At 71.1% G+C, this 15,290-nt stretch carries 15 protein-coding genes; 7 read left to right on the plus strand and 8 right to left on the minus strand.

The window, feature by feature from the left end:
• Window positions 1-199 precede the first annotated feature (199 nt).
• From ACYVOM_RS15345 to helR, 6 genes are all read left to right on the plus strand, one after another.
• Window positions 200-754, plus strand: coding sequence for a nuclear transport factor 2 family protein (locus ACYVOM_RS15345; RefSeq protein WP_460304025.1), 555 nt, complete (start codon window positions 200-202; stop codon window positions 752-754).
• A complete protein-coding gene (locus ACYVOM_RS15350; RefSeq protein WP_460304026.1) occupies window positions 751-1,503 on the plus strand; it encodes an SDR family oxidoreductase in 753 nt (250 codons plus the stop codon). The genes ACYVOM_RS15345 and ACYVOM_RS15350 overlap by 4 nt, the downstream gene beginning before the upstream one ends.
• A complete protein-coding gene (locus ACYVOM_RS15355) occupies window positions 1,500-2,195 on the plus strand; it encodes a VOC family protein (protein WP_460304027.1) in 696 nt (231 codons plus the stop codon). The genes ACYVOM_RS15350 and ACYVOM_RS15355 overlap by 4 nt, the downstream gene beginning before the upstream one ends.
• A complete protein-coding gene (locus ACYVOM_RS15360) occupies window positions 2,192-3,247 on the plus strand; it encodes an NAD(P)H-dependent amine dehydrogenase family protein (protein ID WP_460304028.1) in 1,056 nt (351 codons plus the stop codon). The genes ACYVOM_RS15355 and ACYVOM_RS15360 overlap by 4 nt, the downstream gene beginning before the upstream one ends.
• On the plus strand, window positions 3,244-4,857 hold the full coding sequence (locus ACYVOM_RS15365; RefSeq protein ID WP_460304029.1) for a long-chain-fatty-acid--CoA ligase: 1,614 nt from the start codon (window positions 3,244-3,246) through the stop codon (window positions 4,855-4,857). Before ACYVOM_RS15360 ends, ACYVOM_RS15365 begins: the two co-directional genes overlap by 4 nt.
• A 166-nt stretch (window positions 4,858-5,023) precedes the next feature.
• The gene (helR, locus tag ACYVOM_RS15370) at window positions 5,024-7,225 is read left to right on the plus strand and encodes an RNA polymerase recycling motor ATPase HelR (protein ID WP_460304030.1); all 2,202 of its coding nucleotides are present in this window, start codon (window positions 5,024-5,026) and stop codon (window positions 7,223-7,225) included.
• A gap of 167 nt (window positions 7,226-7,392) precedes the next feature.
• Here the strand turns inward: helR and ACYVOM_RS15375 are convergent, their stop codons facing one another.
• From ACYVOM_RS15375 to ACYVOM_RS15390, 4 genes are all read right to left on the minus strand, one after another.
• Window positions 7,393-7,749 carry a hypothetical protein gene (locus ACYVOM_RS15375; RefSeq protein ID WP_460304031.1) on the minus strand — a complete coding sequence of 119 codons (357 nt, stop codon included), beginning with the start codon at window positions 7,747-7,749 and terminating at the stop codon, window positions 7,393-7,395.
• Between the two features lie 38 nt (window positions 7,750-7,787).
• Window positions 7,788-8,927, minus strand: a complete 1,140-nt coding sequence (locus tag ACYVOM_RS15380; protein ID WP_460304032.1) for a winged helix DNA-binding domain-containing protein — start codon at window positions 8,925-8,927, stop codon at window positions 7,788-7,790.
• Window positions 8,928-8,985: 58 nt separating this feature from the next.
• Window positions 8,986-9,828 carry an NAD(P)H-binding protein gene (locus ACYVOM_RS15385; protein WP_460304033.1) on the minus strand — a complete coding sequence of 281 codons (843 nt, stop codon included), beginning with the start codon at window positions 9,826-9,828 and terminating at the stop codon, window positions 8,986-8,988.
• 61 nt (window positions 9,829-9,889) lie between these two features.
• Window positions 9,890-11,080: an epoxide hydrolase family protein gene (locus ACYVOM_RS15390; RefSeq protein ID WP_344247119.1), complete on the minus strand. Its 1,191-nt coding sequence runs from the start codon at window positions 11,078-11,080 to the stop codon at window positions 9,890-9,892.
• A gap of 56 nt (window positions 11,081-11,136) precedes the next feature.
• Here ACYVOM_RS15390 and ACYVOM_RS15395 point away from each other — a divergent pair, with 56 nt between their 5' ends.
• Window positions 11,137-12,108 carry a helix-turn-helix transcriptional regulator gene (locus ACYVOM_RS15395; protein ID WP_460304034.1) on the plus strand — a complete coding sequence of 324 codons (972 nt, stop codon included), beginning with the start codon at window positions 11,137-11,139 and terminating at the stop codon, window positions 12,106-12,108.
• Between the two features lie 239 nt (window positions 12,109-12,347).
• Here the strand turns inward: ACYVOM_RS15395 and ACYVOM_RS15400 are convergent, their stop codons facing one another.
• From ACYVOM_RS15400 to ACYVOM_RS15415, 4 genes are all read right to left on the minus strand, one after another.
• Complete coding sequence (locus ACYVOM_RS15400) at window positions 12,348-12,869, minus strand: hypothetical protein (RefSeq protein ID WP_460304035.1); 522 nt, start codon at window positions 12,867-12,869, stop codon at window positions 12,348-12,350.
• A gap of 110 nt (window positions 12,870-12,979) precedes the next feature.
• Window positions 12,980-13,948, minus strand: a complete 969-nt coding sequence (locus tag ACYVOM_RS15405; RefSeq protein WP_460304036.1) for a DUF4158 domain-containing protein — start codon at window positions 13,946-13,948, stop codon at window positions 12,980-12,982.
• Between the two features lie 109 nt (window positions 13,949-14,057).
• On the minus strand, window positions 14,058-14,336 hold the full coding sequence (locus ACYVOM_RS15410; protein ID WP_460304037.1) for a DUF4158 domain-containing protein: 279 nt from the start codon (window positions 14,334-14,336) through the stop codon (window positions 14,058-14,060).
• Window positions 14,337-14,546: 210 nt separating this feature from the next.
• Window positions 14,547-14,750 carry a hypothetical protein gene (locus ACYVOM_RS15415; RefSeq protein ID WP_460304038.1) on the minus strand — a complete coding sequence of 68 codons (204 nt, stop codon included), beginning with the start codon at window positions 14,748-14,750 and terminating at the stop codon, window positions 14,547-14,549.
• Window positions 14,751-15,290: the final 540 nt, after the last annotated feature.

The raw sequence follows: 15,290 nt of genomic DNA on the forward strand, positions 1-15,290 counted from the left end.
CGCCGTTTTCACACTTCAGTTGTGAGTGTGCTTCCGGTCACATGATTGCTACAACAAAGAGAGTGACCACGTCAACGCCTCGATGCGAGACCGGTATGACGATCTTGGAGGTCGGGTGAAGAGACCCCTTGGCCGATTCACTCTCTTAGTTGTAGCGTGATGGAGACGGGAGTCACGTCCCGCTAGAGGAGGAAGTCCCATGCCCAACGACCGTGACAGCGCCGTGCGATCCCTGCTCGACAAGCAGGAGATCACCGAGGTCCTCACGCGCTACCTGCGCTCGGCCGACCGCGGCGACGCCGCAGGCATCGCCGCCTGCTACCTGCCCGGCGCCACCGAGGACCACGGCGGCGTCTTCACCGGCACCGCCGCCGACTACGTCGCGAGCATCACCCCGGTCCTCACCCACCCCCGCGGCCGGACCATGCACTGCATGACCAACGTCCTCATCGACCTCGACGGAGACACCGCCGCGGCCGAGTCCTACGTCGTCACCTTCAGCGCCGTCCGCACCCCCGACGGCCCCGGCAGCAGCTTCGTCGGCGCCCGCATCCTCGACCGCTTCGAGCGCCGCGACGGCCGCTGGGGCATCGCCCACCGCGCCCTGCTGTGGGAGTGGAGCCACGACGCGGCCGCCGCCGAGACCTGGCTGTTCGGCATGCTCGTCGGCGACACCGGCGCCCTCAAGCGCGGCGGCAAGTACCCCACCGACCCCGTCTACGCGGCCAACGGCACCGCCGGGGAGGGCAAGTGAGGACCCTCAGCGACCACACCGCCCTGATCACCGGCGCCAACCGCGGCATCGGCGCCGCGTTCGCCGCCGAACTCCTCGCCGCCGGCGCCAAGGTCTACGCCGGGGCGCGCGACCCCGGCTCGGTCCCCGCCGAACTCACCGAGGCCGGCGCGGTGCCCGTCGAGATCGACGTCACCGACCGCGAGCAGGTCGCCAAGGCCGCCGCCGCCTGCGCGGACGTGTCCCTGCTGATCAACAACGCCGGCTACCACGCCGGGCAGCGCCTGGTCATGGCCGACGACCCGGATGCCGCCCGGCGCGAGATGGAGGTCAACTACTTCGGCCCCCTCAACACCACCCGCGCCTTCGCCTCCGTCCTGGGCGCCAACGGCGGCGGGGCCATCGTCAACGTCCTGTCCGTCGCCGCGATCGCGCCCACCCCCTTCATGGGCGGGTACTCGCCGTCGAAGGCCGCGACCCTCTACCTGAGCGGCATCACCCGCGCCGAACTGGAGCCGCAGGGCACCCGCGTCACCGCCCTCATCGTCGGATCCGTCGACACCCGCATGGCCGACCACGTCGACGGCGCCAAGGAGAAGCCGTCCGACATCGCCAAGGCCGGGCTCAAGGCCATGCTGCGCGGCGAGCACGTCTGCGACACCGACTGGATGGCCGTGGACTCCCGCGCCCGCATGGCCCGCGACCCCGCCCGCTACGAGCGCGGCCTGGCCAAGCTGCTGCACGCCACCGAACTGCGGACCGGCCGATGAGCGGGCCCCGCCTCATCCAGGCCACCGTCGCCGCCGCCGACCTCGCCCCCGCCGCGGCCGCCGCCCGCGCCCTCCTCGGCCTGCCCCCCGGCTTCGGCGACCCGGAACTGGCGTCCTGGGGCATCGTCAACGAGATCCTCGGCCTCGGCGGCGGCACCTACCTGGAGATCGTCGCCCCCTGCACCCCGCAGTCGGCCCTGCACGGCTTCCTCGAGCGCGGCGAAGGCGGCTACGTCGTCGGCGTCAAGGTCGCCGACACCGACGCCGTCGTCGAGCGCGCCGCGAGACTCGGCGTGCAGGTCGCGCACCGGCAGGCCTTCCACGGCGCCGACATCGTCCAGTTCAAACCCGGCAGGCTCGGCGCGATGCTGGAGGCCGACCGGATGCCCGACGGCATCGACTGGCACTACGACACCTGGGACACCCCCGCCCGCCCCCAGAACGCCCCCACCGGAGCGCTCCTGGCCGTCGACATCGCCGTCGCGGCACCGCGCGAGACCGCCGCGCTGTGGGCCGAACTCCTGGACGCCGAACCCACCGGCCCCGCGCGGATCGACGCCGGAGGCGGCGCGATCCGGTTCGTGCCGGCGCAGGGGCGGCGCGGCCTCGTCGCCGTCGACATCGCCGCCCCCCGCGCGGCCGAGCACACCCTCGCCGGGCTGCTCGTGCGCTTCACCGAGGAGACCGCATGACGCTGCGCGTGATCCAGTGGGCCACCGGCGCGATCGGCAAGACCACCCTGCGCGCCGTCCTGGACACCCCCGGCCTGGAACTCGCCGGACTGTTCGTCTACGGCGAGCGCAAGGCCGGACGCGACGCCGGCGACATCGCCCGCCGCGAGCCGACCGGCGTCCTCGCCACCCGCGACCGCGCCGAGATCCTCGCCACCGAAGCCGACGTCGTCATCCACGCCCCCCGCCTCCAGGTCCCCTACGAGACCCACGACGCCGACCTGTGCGCCCTGCTGCGCTCGGGCAAGAACGTCATCACCACCGCGGGCCACCACTTCCCGCGCGCCCACGGAACGAAGCGCGAACGCATGTTCCTCGACGCGTGCGAGGAGGGCGGGACGACGCTGTACGGGGTCGGGATCAGCCCCGGCGTCATCGGCGAACGCCTCGCCCTCGCCCTCACCGGAGCCTGCCTCGACGTCACCGGCGTGCAGATCGACGAGGTCCTCGACGCCAGCCGCGTGCCCGACCCGAACTTCGTGTTCGACGTCATGGGCATGGGCGCCGACCCCGCCTCCGTCGACCTCACCGGCGGGGAACTGCCCGTCATGTACGGGATGCTGTACGGCGAGACGCTCGCGTTCATGGCCGAGCGGATGAGGCTGCCCGTCGACCGGATCGAATCCGACCACAAGGTCCGCGCCTCCGTCCGCGACCTGGAGGTGCCCGCCGGGACCATCAGGCAAGGCACCGTCGCCGCCACCGAGTGGCGCTGGCACGTCGTCAGCGCGGGCCGCCGCGTCCTGTCCCTCGCGATCATCTGGACGATGGACCCCGACCTGCCCGAATACGCCGGACGCGACCACTGGACCATCACCGTCCAGGGCAGGCCCGGCATGACGATGACCCTCAACCTCATCGAACCCGACGACCCCGCCAGCCGCACCACCGCAGGCCAGTTCGTCACCTCCGGACCCGTCATCCGGGCGCTGCACGAGGTCGTCGCCGCACCCCCCGGCATCTTCGAGCCGCCCGTCTTCGCCCCGTTCGACTTCAAGGGAGGCACCCGGTGAGCCAGACCGCGACCCAGACCGCGATCCAGGAGGCCAGCCCCCACCCCCACTACGCGCTGCACGCCGACGGCACCCGCGTGGAGCGCTTCGCCGACCTGCTGCGCCGCCGCGCCGCCGCCACCCCCGACCTGCCCGCCGTGCTGGAACCCGGCAGGACCACCACGTTCGGGCAGATGCAGGCACGCGCCTCCCGCGTCGCGCGGGCCCTGCTCGCCGACGGCGTCCGCCCCGGAGACCGCGTCGCCTACATCGGCGTGAACTCGGCGGCGTTCCTCGAAGTGCTGCACGGCACCGCCAAGATCGGCGCGATCGCCACCGCCGTCAACAACCGGCTCCACCCGCGTGAGGTCCTGCAGATCCTCACCGACGCCGAACCCGCCGTCGTGGTGTTCGGCGCCGGGGACTCGGGCCTCGCCCCCGCGCCGGGGGCCGTCGCGTCCCTCGCCCGGATCGTCACCGCCGACGCCGCCCCCGGCACCACCGGCTACGAGGCCTGGCTGCAGGACGCACCGGACGGCGGCGACCCCGGCCACGACGCCGACCCCGAGGACACCGCCCTCATCTTCTACACCTCCGGCACCACCGGACTGCCCAAGGGCATCATGCTGTCCGGCCGCAACCTCGGCCAGGCACTGGCGACCATGCACTACGGCATCGAACTCGACACCACCTCCGTGGCGATGGCGCCGATCCCGTACTTCCACGTCTCCGGCTTCGGCCTGGCCATGGTCGCCATGGTCAACGGCGCGGCCCTGCTGCTGGAACTCGCCGCCGACCCCGAGGAGCTGCGCGACCTGCTCATCGCCCGGCGCGTCTCGCACGCCGCGCTCGTGCCCACCCTCATCCAGCGGCTCATCGCCCTGCCGGAGGTCGACAAGGCCGACTGGAGCGCGCTCAAGTACGTCGTGTACGGGGCGTCGCCCATCCCGCTGCCCGTCATCCACGACGCCACCCGCAAGATCGGCTGCAAGTTCCTGCAGTCCTACGGGCTCACCGAGTCCACCGGCGGCGTGACGATGCTCGCCCCCGCCGACCACCTGCCAGAGCCGGGACAGGAGCGGCGGCTGCTGTCGGCCGGGCGGCCCATGCTGGGCGTGCCGATCCAGATCGTCGACCCCGAGACCCTGCGGGAACTGCCCGCCGGGGAGCGCGGCGAGGTCGTCATCGGCGGCGGGCACGTCATGCAGGGCTACTGGCGGCGGCCCGAGGCCACCGCCGAGGCCCTCCTGCCCGACGGGAGGCTGCGCACCGGCGACGGCGGCTCGTTCGACGCCGACGGCTTCCTCTACCTGCACGACCGCCTCAAGGACATGATCGTCTCCGGCGGGGAGAACGTGTACCCGGCCGAGGTCGAGAGCGTCCTCACCGAGCATCCGTCCGTCCTGGAGGCCGCCGTGATCGGGATCCCGTCGCAGCGGTGGGGCGAGAGCGCGTACGCGGTGATCGTCCGGCGGCCCGGCGCCGCGCTGGAGGAGCGGGAGCTGATCGCGTTCGCCCGCGAACGCCTCGCCCACTTCAAATGCCCCGCCGGCGTCGCCTTCACCGACGCGCTGCCCCGCAACGCCTCGGGCAAGCTCCTGAAGAACCGGCTGCGCGAGGCCTACCGGTGAGCACGGAGGGGGACGGCGCGGCGCCGTCCCCCTCCGGAAGCAGAAAAAGAGGAGCAGCCGCTCCTCTCCACTCCCAACGTATAGCAGACAGGGGGGCTTGCCACAAGACCCCGGTCATGCCGCACAATCGACCCTTCGAACACGACGAACCGGGGGATCGACACACATGCGTGCGCTGCCTGACCAGCCGACCGCGGCCGAGCCGGCGATCGCGAGCGCCTTCGCGCTGCCCGGCCACCTCGCCGCCAAGGCCGCCCCGGAGCTGATCGCCGCCGACGAGGCCCACTTCACCGCCATCACCGCCAGCCTGCGGCGGTCGATCACCGAGCTGTCCGGCCGGCTCGACGAGCTGCGCAAGGCGCCCGGCGGCAAGGGCCAGGCGGCCCTCGACCGCGACCTGGAGATCCACAAGCTCGCCTCCCGCCTGCGCACCCTGCGCCGCTTCGGCCTCGACCTGTGCCTGGGCCACATGGTCCCCGACGGCTCCGGCGAAGCCGTCTACGTCGGGCGGCTCGGCCTCACCGACGCGGACGGGCGCCGCCTCCTGCTCGACTGGCGCTCGCCCGCCGCCGCGCCCTTCTTCGGCGCCACCCACGCCCGCCCCGACGGCCTGGCCAGCCGCCGCCGCTACCGCTGGACCCGCGGGAAGATCAGCGACTACTGGGACGAGGTCTTCACTCCCGACGGCTTCGACGGCCACCGCGCCTCCCTCGACGACCAGTCCGCGTTCATCGCCACCCTCGGCGGCCACCGCTCCGCCAAGATGCGCGACGTCCTCGGCACCATCCAGGCCGACCAGGACACGATCATCCGCGCCGGGTCCGCCGGCACCCTCGTCGTCGACGGCGGACCCGGCACGGGCAAGACCGTCGTCGCCCTCCACCGCGCCGCCTACCTGCTGTACGCCGACCCGCGTCTGGGCCCCAGCCGCGGCGGAATCCTGTTCGTCGGCCCTCACCAGCCCTACCTCGCCTATGTCGCGGACGTCCTGCCGAGCCTCGGCGAGGACGGCGTGCAGACCTGCACCCTGCGCGACCTCGTCCCCGAAGGCGCCGCCGCGCGCGAGGAGAGCGACGCCGAGGCCGCCCGGCTGAAGGCGACGGCCGAGCTGGTGAAGGCCGTCGACGCCGCCGTCCGGTTCTATGAGAAGCCGCCCACGCAGGGCATGACCGTCGAGACGCACTGGTCGGACATCGAACTGACCGCCTCGGACTGGGTCGAGGCGTTCCTGGCGCCCGACCCCGGCACCCCGCACAACGAGGCGCGCGAGCGGATCTGGGAGGAACTGCTCACCATCTGCGTCGACAAGCACGAGGGCGACGTCCCCGACGCGCAGCTGCGCCGCTCCCTGGACCGCAACCGCGACCTGCACATGGCCCTGAACCGGGCCTGGCCGATCCTGGAGCCCACCGACGTCATCGGCGACCTGTGGTCGGTGCCCGCCTACCTGCGGCTGTGCGCGCCGTGGCTCACCACCGAGGAGATCCGTGCGCTCCAGCGCACCGAAGCGCACGCCTGGACCGTCGCGGACCTGCCCCTGCTGGACGCCGCCCGCCGGCGGCTCGGCGACCCCGAGTCCTCCCGCCGCAAGCGCCGCCGCGACGCGGCCCTGGCCGCCCAGCGCGACCACATGGCCCAGGTCGTGGACTCCCTCATCGAGGCCGCGGGGCGCAGCGACCCCGAAGAGGACGGCGACGGCCTGGTCACGATGCTCGTCCACCAGGACGCGCAGGTCAGCCTCGTCGACGAGACCGCCCTTCCCGACACCGTCGACCCCGACGCGCTCGCCGGGCCGTTCGCCCACATCGTCGTCGACGAGGCCCAGGAGCTCACCGACGCGCAGTGGCAGATGCTGCTGGCCCGCAACCCCTCCCGCAGCTTCACCATCGTCGGCGACCGCGCCCAGGCCCGCCACGGCTTCACCGACCCCTGGCGCGACCGCCTGGAGCGCGCCGGACTCGACCGCATCACCCTGGCGTCCCTCACCGTTAACTACCGCACCCCCGAGGAGGTCATGGCCGAGGCGGCCCCCGTCATCCGCGCCGCCCTCCCCGACGCCAACGTGCCCACCTCCATCCGTGCGGGCGGCGTCCCCGTCCACCACGGGTCCGTGTCGGAGCGGGACGCGATCTTGGAGGAGTGGCTCGCCGACCACACCGAAGGCATCGCCTGCGTCATCGGAGACCCGGCCTTCGCCGAACGCCCCCGCGTCCGCTCCCTGTCCCCGGAGCTGTCCAAGGGCCTGGAGTTCGACCTCGTCGTCCTCATCGACCCGCAGGACTTCGGCGAAGGCATCACCGGCGCCGTCGACCGCTACGTCGCCATGACCCGCGCCACCCAGCGCCTGGCCGTCCTCACCTCCACCTGACCCGCCCCGGGCCCGTGCCCCTCTGCGGGACACGGGCCTTGAGCAGCAACCGAACGGCCAGTCACGTTAAGGAGCCCGGCGGGCTTGTCTTGTCGTGACCGGCTGTTCTGATGCGTCGATGCGGTGAGATCGACGTGGTCAGGACTGAGGTTCCCCCTTCTCGGTGGTCAGGTGATGTTCCCCACGTCCAACGGGGGGAACATCACCTGTTGGTGCGCAATTCGGCCGGCGAGCACGTCGTGGCCAAGCAGGTGCTGCGGGCCGTACGGGAGCAGAGCATCGCTGCTTACCTGCAGGTGACCCCTGACGCGTTCAACAAGGCCATCGCCGATGAGGCGGCCCGCCGGTTCGGCCCGAACGTGGAGTGCCGCACCGCCCGTTCCCTGACCTTCCGTGCGGTCGGCCGTTCCTATCGGCACGGGCTGGATGACGCGCCGCGCATTCCGGCCAAGCAGACCGCGGCGATGCTCGGGATCATCCGGGAGCTGGACTTCGGCGGTGATAGGAAGATCACCGTGTCGCACCAGGCCAGGTTGGCGATGGGGATGGTCCGCCGGTTCTGTTACTCCACCGACCGGCAGGTGAATGCCCGCCACATGGAGCCGGTCAACGGCCTGCCGCTGCGGAGGTCGTGGCCGGCGCCGGGCGCGGCGAATTCCAGCAGCCGGGCGCCTTCGGTCTCGACCTCGGCCCGCTCGGTGGCGGTCAGCGGCCGGAACGGGTCGATCTCCAGAGTCGCTGACGCTTTGCCCGGGTGGAGTTTCCAGGCGCCCGTCACCTGCCCGTCCACCAGGAAGGTGGCGCGCATCCCGTTGCGTGTCATGACTCGTTTGCGGGCCTCCTCCGAGATCACGCGGGTGCGGTCGGCGTGGGAGGCCAGCAGGTTGTCGTATTCGGGCAGGAAGCGAACCGGCGCGGGGGCGTCGGCGTCGGGGCGCGGCGCATCCGGCAGGTCGAACAGCTCGATCCCGTGCTCGTCGCGGAAGACCGCCAGTCGCGGTCGCAGCCTCTCCAGGACGGGACGCAGCCGGGTTCGGCCGGCCCATGCCTGCACGTCGATGACCGAGGCCGGGCCGAACGCGGCGAGGTAGCGCAGCACCACGTGTCCGGAGTCGGCGGCGGGGGCGGGCTCGGCTCCGGTCCAGTCGGCCGCCGTCGCGTACCGGGTGGTGCCACCGACGCCCCAGACGGCGCGTGGTGGCACCTGCACCAGCGGCACCAGGTTGCGTACCACGGTGGCGAGCGCGCGGGGCTCGCGATCGGGCCACCGCTCGTGCAGCGCTGCCCCGAGCTCCTTGGGGGTGAGGTGCCGTGCGTCGAGCAGCGCCCGGCCCGACTCCGCCACGGCCGCACGGTCCAGGCCGGTGAGCATCGTCTTGAACGCGGTGTCCAGCTCACGGTCGAGCACGGGCTGTGCCCATGGCCGCAACGAGCGGCAGTCCGCCGTGGTGACCAGATGGATGGTGCTGCGCATCAGCGCGACCCGCACCAGGCGGCGCTCGGTCAGCGCGCCCGCCAGGTCGGCGGTGCCGAACTTCTGCAATCTGCTCCAGAGCCCGAAGTAGGGTGCGTACGGCGCCTGCGCCTGCATGCCGACCAGCCGGGTGACCGCCTCCTCGGTGGTCGCGTCGGCCCGTTCTAGCAGCCACTGCCGGGCCAGCAGTGCTCGTCCCAACTCGCGTCGCCTCAGCACCCGTGCCACCGTGCCGTCCTTCCCGTCCATAGGGCAGGGGCGGCGGATACCGCCCCTGCCTCCTTGATCAACCGCCGAAGTCGGCCCGATGATCGGCGGCCCACCGGGCGTAGGTGCGCGCGGGGTGCCCCGTGATCTGCTCGATGACGTCGTTGACCGGCGCGGGCTTGCCGACCGCCTGCGCCATGAGACCGAACAGCGCCGCCAGGAACTCAGGGTCCATGAACCGGCTCATCTGCTCCAGCACCGGCTCCGGAGGCAGGTCCTCGACGGTGAGCGGGCGCCCCAGCATCTCGCCGAGGATGCGGACCTGCTGTGCCTGGGTCAGCGACTCGGGACCGGTCAGGTCGTAGGCCCGCCCCGCGTGCCCGCCGTCGGTCAACATCCGTGCGGCCACCTCGGCGACGTCCCTCTCGTGCACGGCGCTGAAGGCCGCTTCGGCGTACGGCGCGCGAATGACGTCACCGCCCTGGAGCTGCATCGCGAACGTCAGCGAGTTGATGGCGGGGAAGAGCAGCCGCAGGAACGTCCACTCGATCCCGGACGCCTCGATGGCTTGCTCGACATCGCGGTGGTACCGGGCGATCACGTCGGGCTGCCGCTCGGCGCCCGGGACGACCGCCCCCGAGGACAGGAACACCAGCCGCCGCACCCCGGCCCGGCCCGCGGCCGCCAGGAGCGGAGCGACATCCATCCCGTACTGCAGAACCAGGAAAGCGGCCTCGACCCCGGCCAGCACCGCCGGCAGCGTCTCGGGCTTGGTCAGATCGCCCCGGACGACGTCGACCTCCTGTGGGAGGCCGGCCCGCTCCGGAGTACGGGTCAGCGCCCGCACCGGCGCACCCGCGGCGACCAGCTCCTCGACCGCCTGACGTCCGAAGTGGGCCGTGGCACCGACGACGAGATACATGAGTGTTTCCTTTCGCGAAGACATGGGGGTCCAAGGAGGTCCGCCGACACCGCGGCGGCGGTCAGCGAACCTTGCGGAAGAACTGCCGGATGTCGTGGACGAGCAAATCGGGGGCGTCGTGCGCGGCGAAGTGGCTGCCCCGGTCGTAAACGTTCCAAGAGAGGATGTTCTTGTGGTCGCGGTCGGCGAACGTCCGGATCGACGGAAAGTCCCAGGCGAAATTGGCCAGGCCGAGGGGCACGGTGGTCGGTTCGGGCACGAAGGTGCCCCGGCCGTTCGACTTCTGCTGGACCGGGGCCGACGCCGCGTCCTCGTAGTAGAACCGGGCGGCTGAAGCGGCCGTGTTGGTCAGCCAGTAGATCATCACGTTCGTGAGCACGAAATCCGGGTCGAGCGAAGCACCGAGCAGCTGCGCGTGCCAGCCCAGCAGGCCGGCCGGTGAATCGGCCAGAGCGTGCGCCAGATTCTGCGGCTCAGTGGACTGGAGCTTGTCGTACGCGCCCCGATTCTGGGTGAACCACTCGGCGAACGCGAGCTTGCCGCGCTCCTCCTCAGACAGACCAGTCAGCTCGGCGGGGTCGCCCGACGGGAACGAGAAGACCTGCGTCACGTGCACACCGCAGACGTGCCCGGGGTCGACCCGGCCCACCTCGGGCGAGATCAGCGATCCGCCGTCATTGCCGGCCGCGCCGTACCGGTCGTATCCGAGTCGGCGCATCAGCTCGGCCCAGGCCCGGGCCACCCGGTACCGGTCCCAGCCGCGTTCCCGGGTCGGCCCTGAGAAGCCGAAGCCCGGCACCGACGGAATGACCAGATGGAACGCGTCCGCCGGGTCGCCGCCATGGGCCCGCGGGTCGGTGAGGGGGCCGATCACGTCCAGCCACTCCACCACGGAGGTCGGCCAGCCGTGGGTCAGGATCAGCGGCGTCGCGTCCGGCTCCGGCGACAGCACGTGCAGGAAGTGGATGTTCTGGCCGTCGATCTCAGCGGTGAACTGGGGGTAGGCGTTCAGTTTCCCCTCCCAGGCCCGCCAGTCGTACCCGGTGCGCCACCGCTCGACCAACTGCTTGACGTAGCCCACCGGGACGCCGTACTCCCAACCGGGCGGCACCGGGCCGGCCGGCGCCGACTCGCTCGCGGGCAACTCCTCCGCCCACCGGGTCCGGGCCAGCCGCTGCTGAAGATCGTCGAGCTCGGCCTGGGGGATGGCGATCCGGAACGGGGCGATCGTGCTGTCGTTCGTCATGGTCATCAGCGTAGGAACCGATTAGGAAGAGTCTGTTCCTAAGGAACGGGCAGACTCGAAGAATGTTGGAAACCTCGGCGCGCCTGCTGCGCCTGCTCTCGCTGCTCCAGACGCCTCGCGAGTGGACCGGCACCGAGCTGGCCGAACGGTTGTCGGTCAGCACCCGCACCGTCCGCAACGACGTGGAACGCCTGCGAAAACTCGGCTATCCGGTACACGGCAGCCGAGGCACGCCCGGCTACCGGCTCGGTGCCGGGGCCGCGCTGCCGCCGCTCCTCCTCGACGACGAAGAGGCGGTCGCGGTGGCGATCGGACTGCGCACCGCCGCGGGGGGAACGATCACCGGAGTTGAGGAGACCTCGCTACGCGCACTGGCCAAACTGGAGCAGGTGCTACCGGCCCGACTCCGGCGCCGTGTCAACGCCCTCCAGCAGTACGCCGTCGCGGTGCCCCGCGACGACCTGGGCCCACGGGTGGACGCGGACACGCTGAGCGCCCTCGCCGCCGCCTGCCGGGACCACGAGCGCCTGCGATTCGACTACCGAAGCCACGACGGCTCCGAGAGCCGGCGCGAGGTGGAACCATACCGGCTGGTCAACTGGGGACGACGGTGGTACCTCGTCGGGTTCGACGTCGAGCGGGCCGACTGGCGGACGTTCCGGGTGGACCGGCTCCACCCACGCACACCGACGGGTCCCCGATTCACCCCCCGCGATCTCCCAGAGGAAGCCGTCGACCAGGTACGCCGGGGCGTGTCGTCGGCCGGCTGGCGATACCGGGCCCAGGTCGTCGTACACGCACCGGCCGAACAGCTCGCCGAACGGATCAACACAGCCATCGGCACCATCACGCCGATCGACGACACCCGCTGCCTGCTGGACACCGGCGCGGACAGCATCGAGGCGCTCGCCGTCCACCTCGGCCTGCTCGGCCTCGATTTCACCGTGACCAAACCCGCGGAACTCGTCGAACTCGTGCGTGCACTCGCCGACCGCTACCACCGCGCCACCGAGCCACGGCCGCAGGACACCTGAGCCACGCGGACGAGGCCGCCCCGCCGCGGCTCCTGCCTCCATTGCCTCCATGCCGTCCCCGAACACGCCCAGCAGCCGCTCGGACTCGGGGGCTGAGCAGCAATGGAACGGCCAGTCACGTTAAGGAGCCCCGGCAGACACCCGTTCAGGTGATTGGCCGTTGCGATGTGGGCTGGCGCTCCGACGGTCCGGAAACTGCCTCGATCCGGGGTGATGGCGTCTGCTCGTCGCCGGTCCGGTCAGTCATCGGCTGCCACCATCAGGGTGAGTCTTCTGTTCTCCGGGTTGATGAGGACGAGTTCGTGAAACTCGTTGTGAACGCCTCCCCAGTCGTGGAAGGCGGCTGTGCCGAGGTCTCGGAGCCGGTAGAGCCTCCCTTCCGACAGCGGGGTGTACAGCTCGCGGTCGAGGTCGGCACGAATCTGCTCCGGCAGCCCGGCGTACTGCTCGGCCCACTCCTTCAGTCGGTGAAGCTCGGCGGCCGCTTCTGTCGGCTCGAAGGCCTCGGGAGTGATCCGGTCTCGCCAGTACGGCCCGTGCCGGGCGGGATCGGCTCCGGCTTCGCCTCCGGCGTAGTCGCGGCCGTACATGTCGTGCCCGATCAGCATGGCCAGGGCTTGCTGATCGGTGACGGCGGCGGCCAGCCGGAAGCGTTGGATGTCGACCCACTGGTAGGTGCCGTTCTTGAAGTTGATGAAAACGCTGCCCTCGTGGTGAAGGTGGCCGGTGGGGTGGCCGTCTGCATTACGGGAAACGTTCATGGGTTGCTCCTGTCATCGACGCGCACGCAGGAGAGTGTCCAACGCCTGGTCGCACCAGACACGTGAATGGGTGTCTGCCCGGCCCCTTAACGTGACTGGCCGTTCGGTTGTTACTCAGCACCCGACTCCACCCGGTGCTGTTCACGCAGCCGCTCCAGATGGTCACGGCCCTTCTTGTGGATCGCGGCCATCCGCTTGCAGAACATCGTCACCACGTCGTCACGGACCCCCGTCCGCACCGCGTGCACCAGAGACACGATCAGCGTCAGACGCTTGTCCTCATCGAGGACCTTCTTCATGTCCGCGATGTCGGTGACCCGCGCCTCCCCGGCGAAATGCGCGACCTTCCCCGGCGGTACCCCCTCCAGCCACACCTCGGTCGGGCCGATCGCGTCCATCGCCGCCAGCAACTCCAGCCGCTCCCGGAACCTGTTCAGCGACGCCGCCTTCGCCACGTCCTTCATCCGGTCGAACTCGCTGCGCCGGGTCAGCGGATCCACCACCAGCATCCTCAGCAGCCGCGCCCGTTTCGCCCCATCCAACCGGCCCGAAACCGTCCCGTGGAACCCCTTGTTCACCTCGGTCCGGATCGCCGAGGCCATCGCATCCAGCGTCGTGTAACCCGAAATCTCGCAGCGCGCCCGGACCAACTCCTCCAACGCCACATTGATCAGATCGGCCGGGTTGTCCTTCGTCTGCACCGCCTTGCGGATCGCGTCCTCCGCGATCTTCCGGACACCTGCCCCGTCATAGACGACCCTCATCCGCTTGCGGACGAACTCCCGATGCCGCTTCGCCGACCGCACCGCCGCCCGCTCGAACTCCACGTCCTCGCCCAGACCCAACGCCTCACGCACATGCCCCACCACGACCACCGGAACATCCTCGACCTTCGGGAAATACCCCAGCCGCTGATAGGACTTCAACCACACCACCAACACCAGCAGATGCTGCTGATCCTGCGTCTTCGTCCGCGCCCACTCCACCTCGGCCACCGTCGGCGAGAACGACTCGACCAGCTCCCGCCCCGACACCACCCGACCGAACCGCGGATACGCCGTCCGATCGACCGAGGTCACAACCAACCCCCACACAAGCCGCCTACAGGACAGCGACCACCCTAACGACCACCCTTCACTCAGCGACCCGTTTCGATCACATTCCGCTTACGCCACGGCCCCCGCGACCTCACGACCACCCAAGAGCACCCCAGACCTGGGCACCCTCAAGTCCGCAGCCCCTTTCCGGCGTATTCCGGCTGCCCCCCTCCAGGAACGTCCCGAGCCAACGCACCGTCACGAGTTGAAGCGCGAACCCGACTTTCATGTGCTCACCGCGCCGCCGTCCGACCAGCGCCCGGTCCTCGTCATCGAGGAAGAACACCCGCTCCAGATCGGCCTGCGCCGGCGGTCCTGTGAACCGCCCGTACGCCGCCGCCTCATCATCAGTCAAGAACTCCGTCGGCATACGCCGCAAAGTAGGACCGACCCACCAGTAACCAACCCAGGGCCACCGAACCGTTACAGGAACCGCATCCAACCGCATCAGAACGGCCAGTCACGGTAAGAACCGCCCGCCGGGCTCCTTATCGTGACTGGCCGTTCGGTTGCTGCTCAAGCCCCGACACGGGCCCGGGGGCCCGGCCTCGACCGTGCGGCCGGAGCCGGGCCGGTGGGGTCAGCCGGGCTGGTGGCCCTTGCGGGGGCGGCTCCGGCCGCCGGGGGCGGTCTGCCCGCGGGTGGTGTCGGCCTGGTCCTGGATGGTGGCCAGGACGCGGGCGGGCAGGTGCCGGGCGCGGAAGTGCTCGACCATGCGGTCGAGGGTGGCGCCGGCGGCGGTGTGGTCGCCCGCCTTGGCGTGGACGGTGGCCAGGCGGCGCATGGCGGCGTTGAGGGTGAGGTCGTTGAGTCCCCCGGCACCGGTGGAGGCGTCGACGGCCGCGGTCAGCTGGGTGATGGCGTCCTTGGTGTCGGGTTGCCTGACGTGGATCCTGCCGTCGCGGATGTGCTGGTAGTGGCGGCCGGATCCGGATGGGCAGGTCGGGCGAGACCACGCGGGAGCCGTCGGGCGCGATGTAGAGGGCGCGGACGGTGTAGCGGCCGGGGTCGGCGAAGTACTGGCCGTCGGCGCCCGAGCCGAGGTAGGCCGACTCGTACAGGGCGGGCTGGTCGGCGGTCAGCGTGGTCAGGGCGTTCTCGCCGTGGCCGTGGCACTGCCTGATCAGGCGCGGTCATCGGGGGCTGCCGCCGAAGTGATCCGGCCGCCGCGGAGGCGACCGCCCGTCCATCCCACTCGCGGCGATGCCGATCGGCCGGGCATGGGCGAACCGTCACCAAGCGTGGCGGTTTCTGCTGACGTCCCGGTAACGGAGGGGGCAGCATGGGCCTCCGCCGCGGAAGTGACCCCTGAGACCGGCCGCCG

Source organism: Actinocorallia aurea, assembly GCF_054783995.1.

What these genes read in the sequence shown, in the direction of transcription:
- ACYVOM_RS15345 (WP_460304025.1), top strand. Translation starts at nt 200, where the DNA reads ATGCCCAACGACCGTGACAGCGCCGTGCGATCCCTGCTCGACAAGCAG.
- ACYVOM_RS15355 (WP_460304027.1), top strand. Translation starts at nt 1,500, where the DNA reads ATGAGCGGGCCCCGCCTCATCCAGGCCACCGTCGCCGCCGCCGACCTC.
- ACYVOM_RS15360 (WP_460304028.1), top strand. Translation starts at nt 2,192, where the DNA reads ATGACGCTGCGCGTGATCCAGTGGGCCACCGGCGCGATCGGCAAGACC.
- helR (WP_460304030.1), top strand. Translation starts at nt 5,024, where the DNA reads ATGCGTGCGCTGCCTGACCAGCCGACCGCGGCCGAGCCGGCGATCGCG.
- ACYVOM_RS15385 (WP_460304033.1), bottom strand. Translation starts at nt 9,828, where the DNA reads ATGTATCTCGTCGTCGGTGCCACGGCCCACTTCGGACGTCAGGCGGTC.
- ACYVOM_RS15390 (WP_344247119.1), bottom strand. Translation starts at nt 11,080, where the DNA reads ATGACCATGACGAACGACAGCACGATCGCCCCGTTCCGGATCGCCATC.
- ACYVOM_RS15395 (WP_460304034.1), top strand. Translation starts at nt 11,137, where the DNA reads ATGTTGGAAACCTCGGCGCGCCTGCTGCGCCTGCTCTCGCTGCTCCAG.
- ACYVOM_RS15400 (WP_460304035.1), bottom strand. Translation starts at nt 12,869, where the DNA reads ATGAACGTTTCCCGTAATGCAGACGGCCACCCCACCGGCCACCTTCAC.
- ACYVOM_RS15410 (WP_460304037.1), bottom strand. Translation starts at nt 14,336, where the DNA reads ATGCCGACGGAGTTCTTGACTGATGATGAGGCGGCGGCGTACGGGCGG.
- ACYVOM_RS15415 (WP_460304038.1), bottom strand. Translation starts at nt 14,750, where the DNA reads ATGCGCCGCCTGGCCACCGTCCACGCCAAGGCGGGCGACCACACCGCC.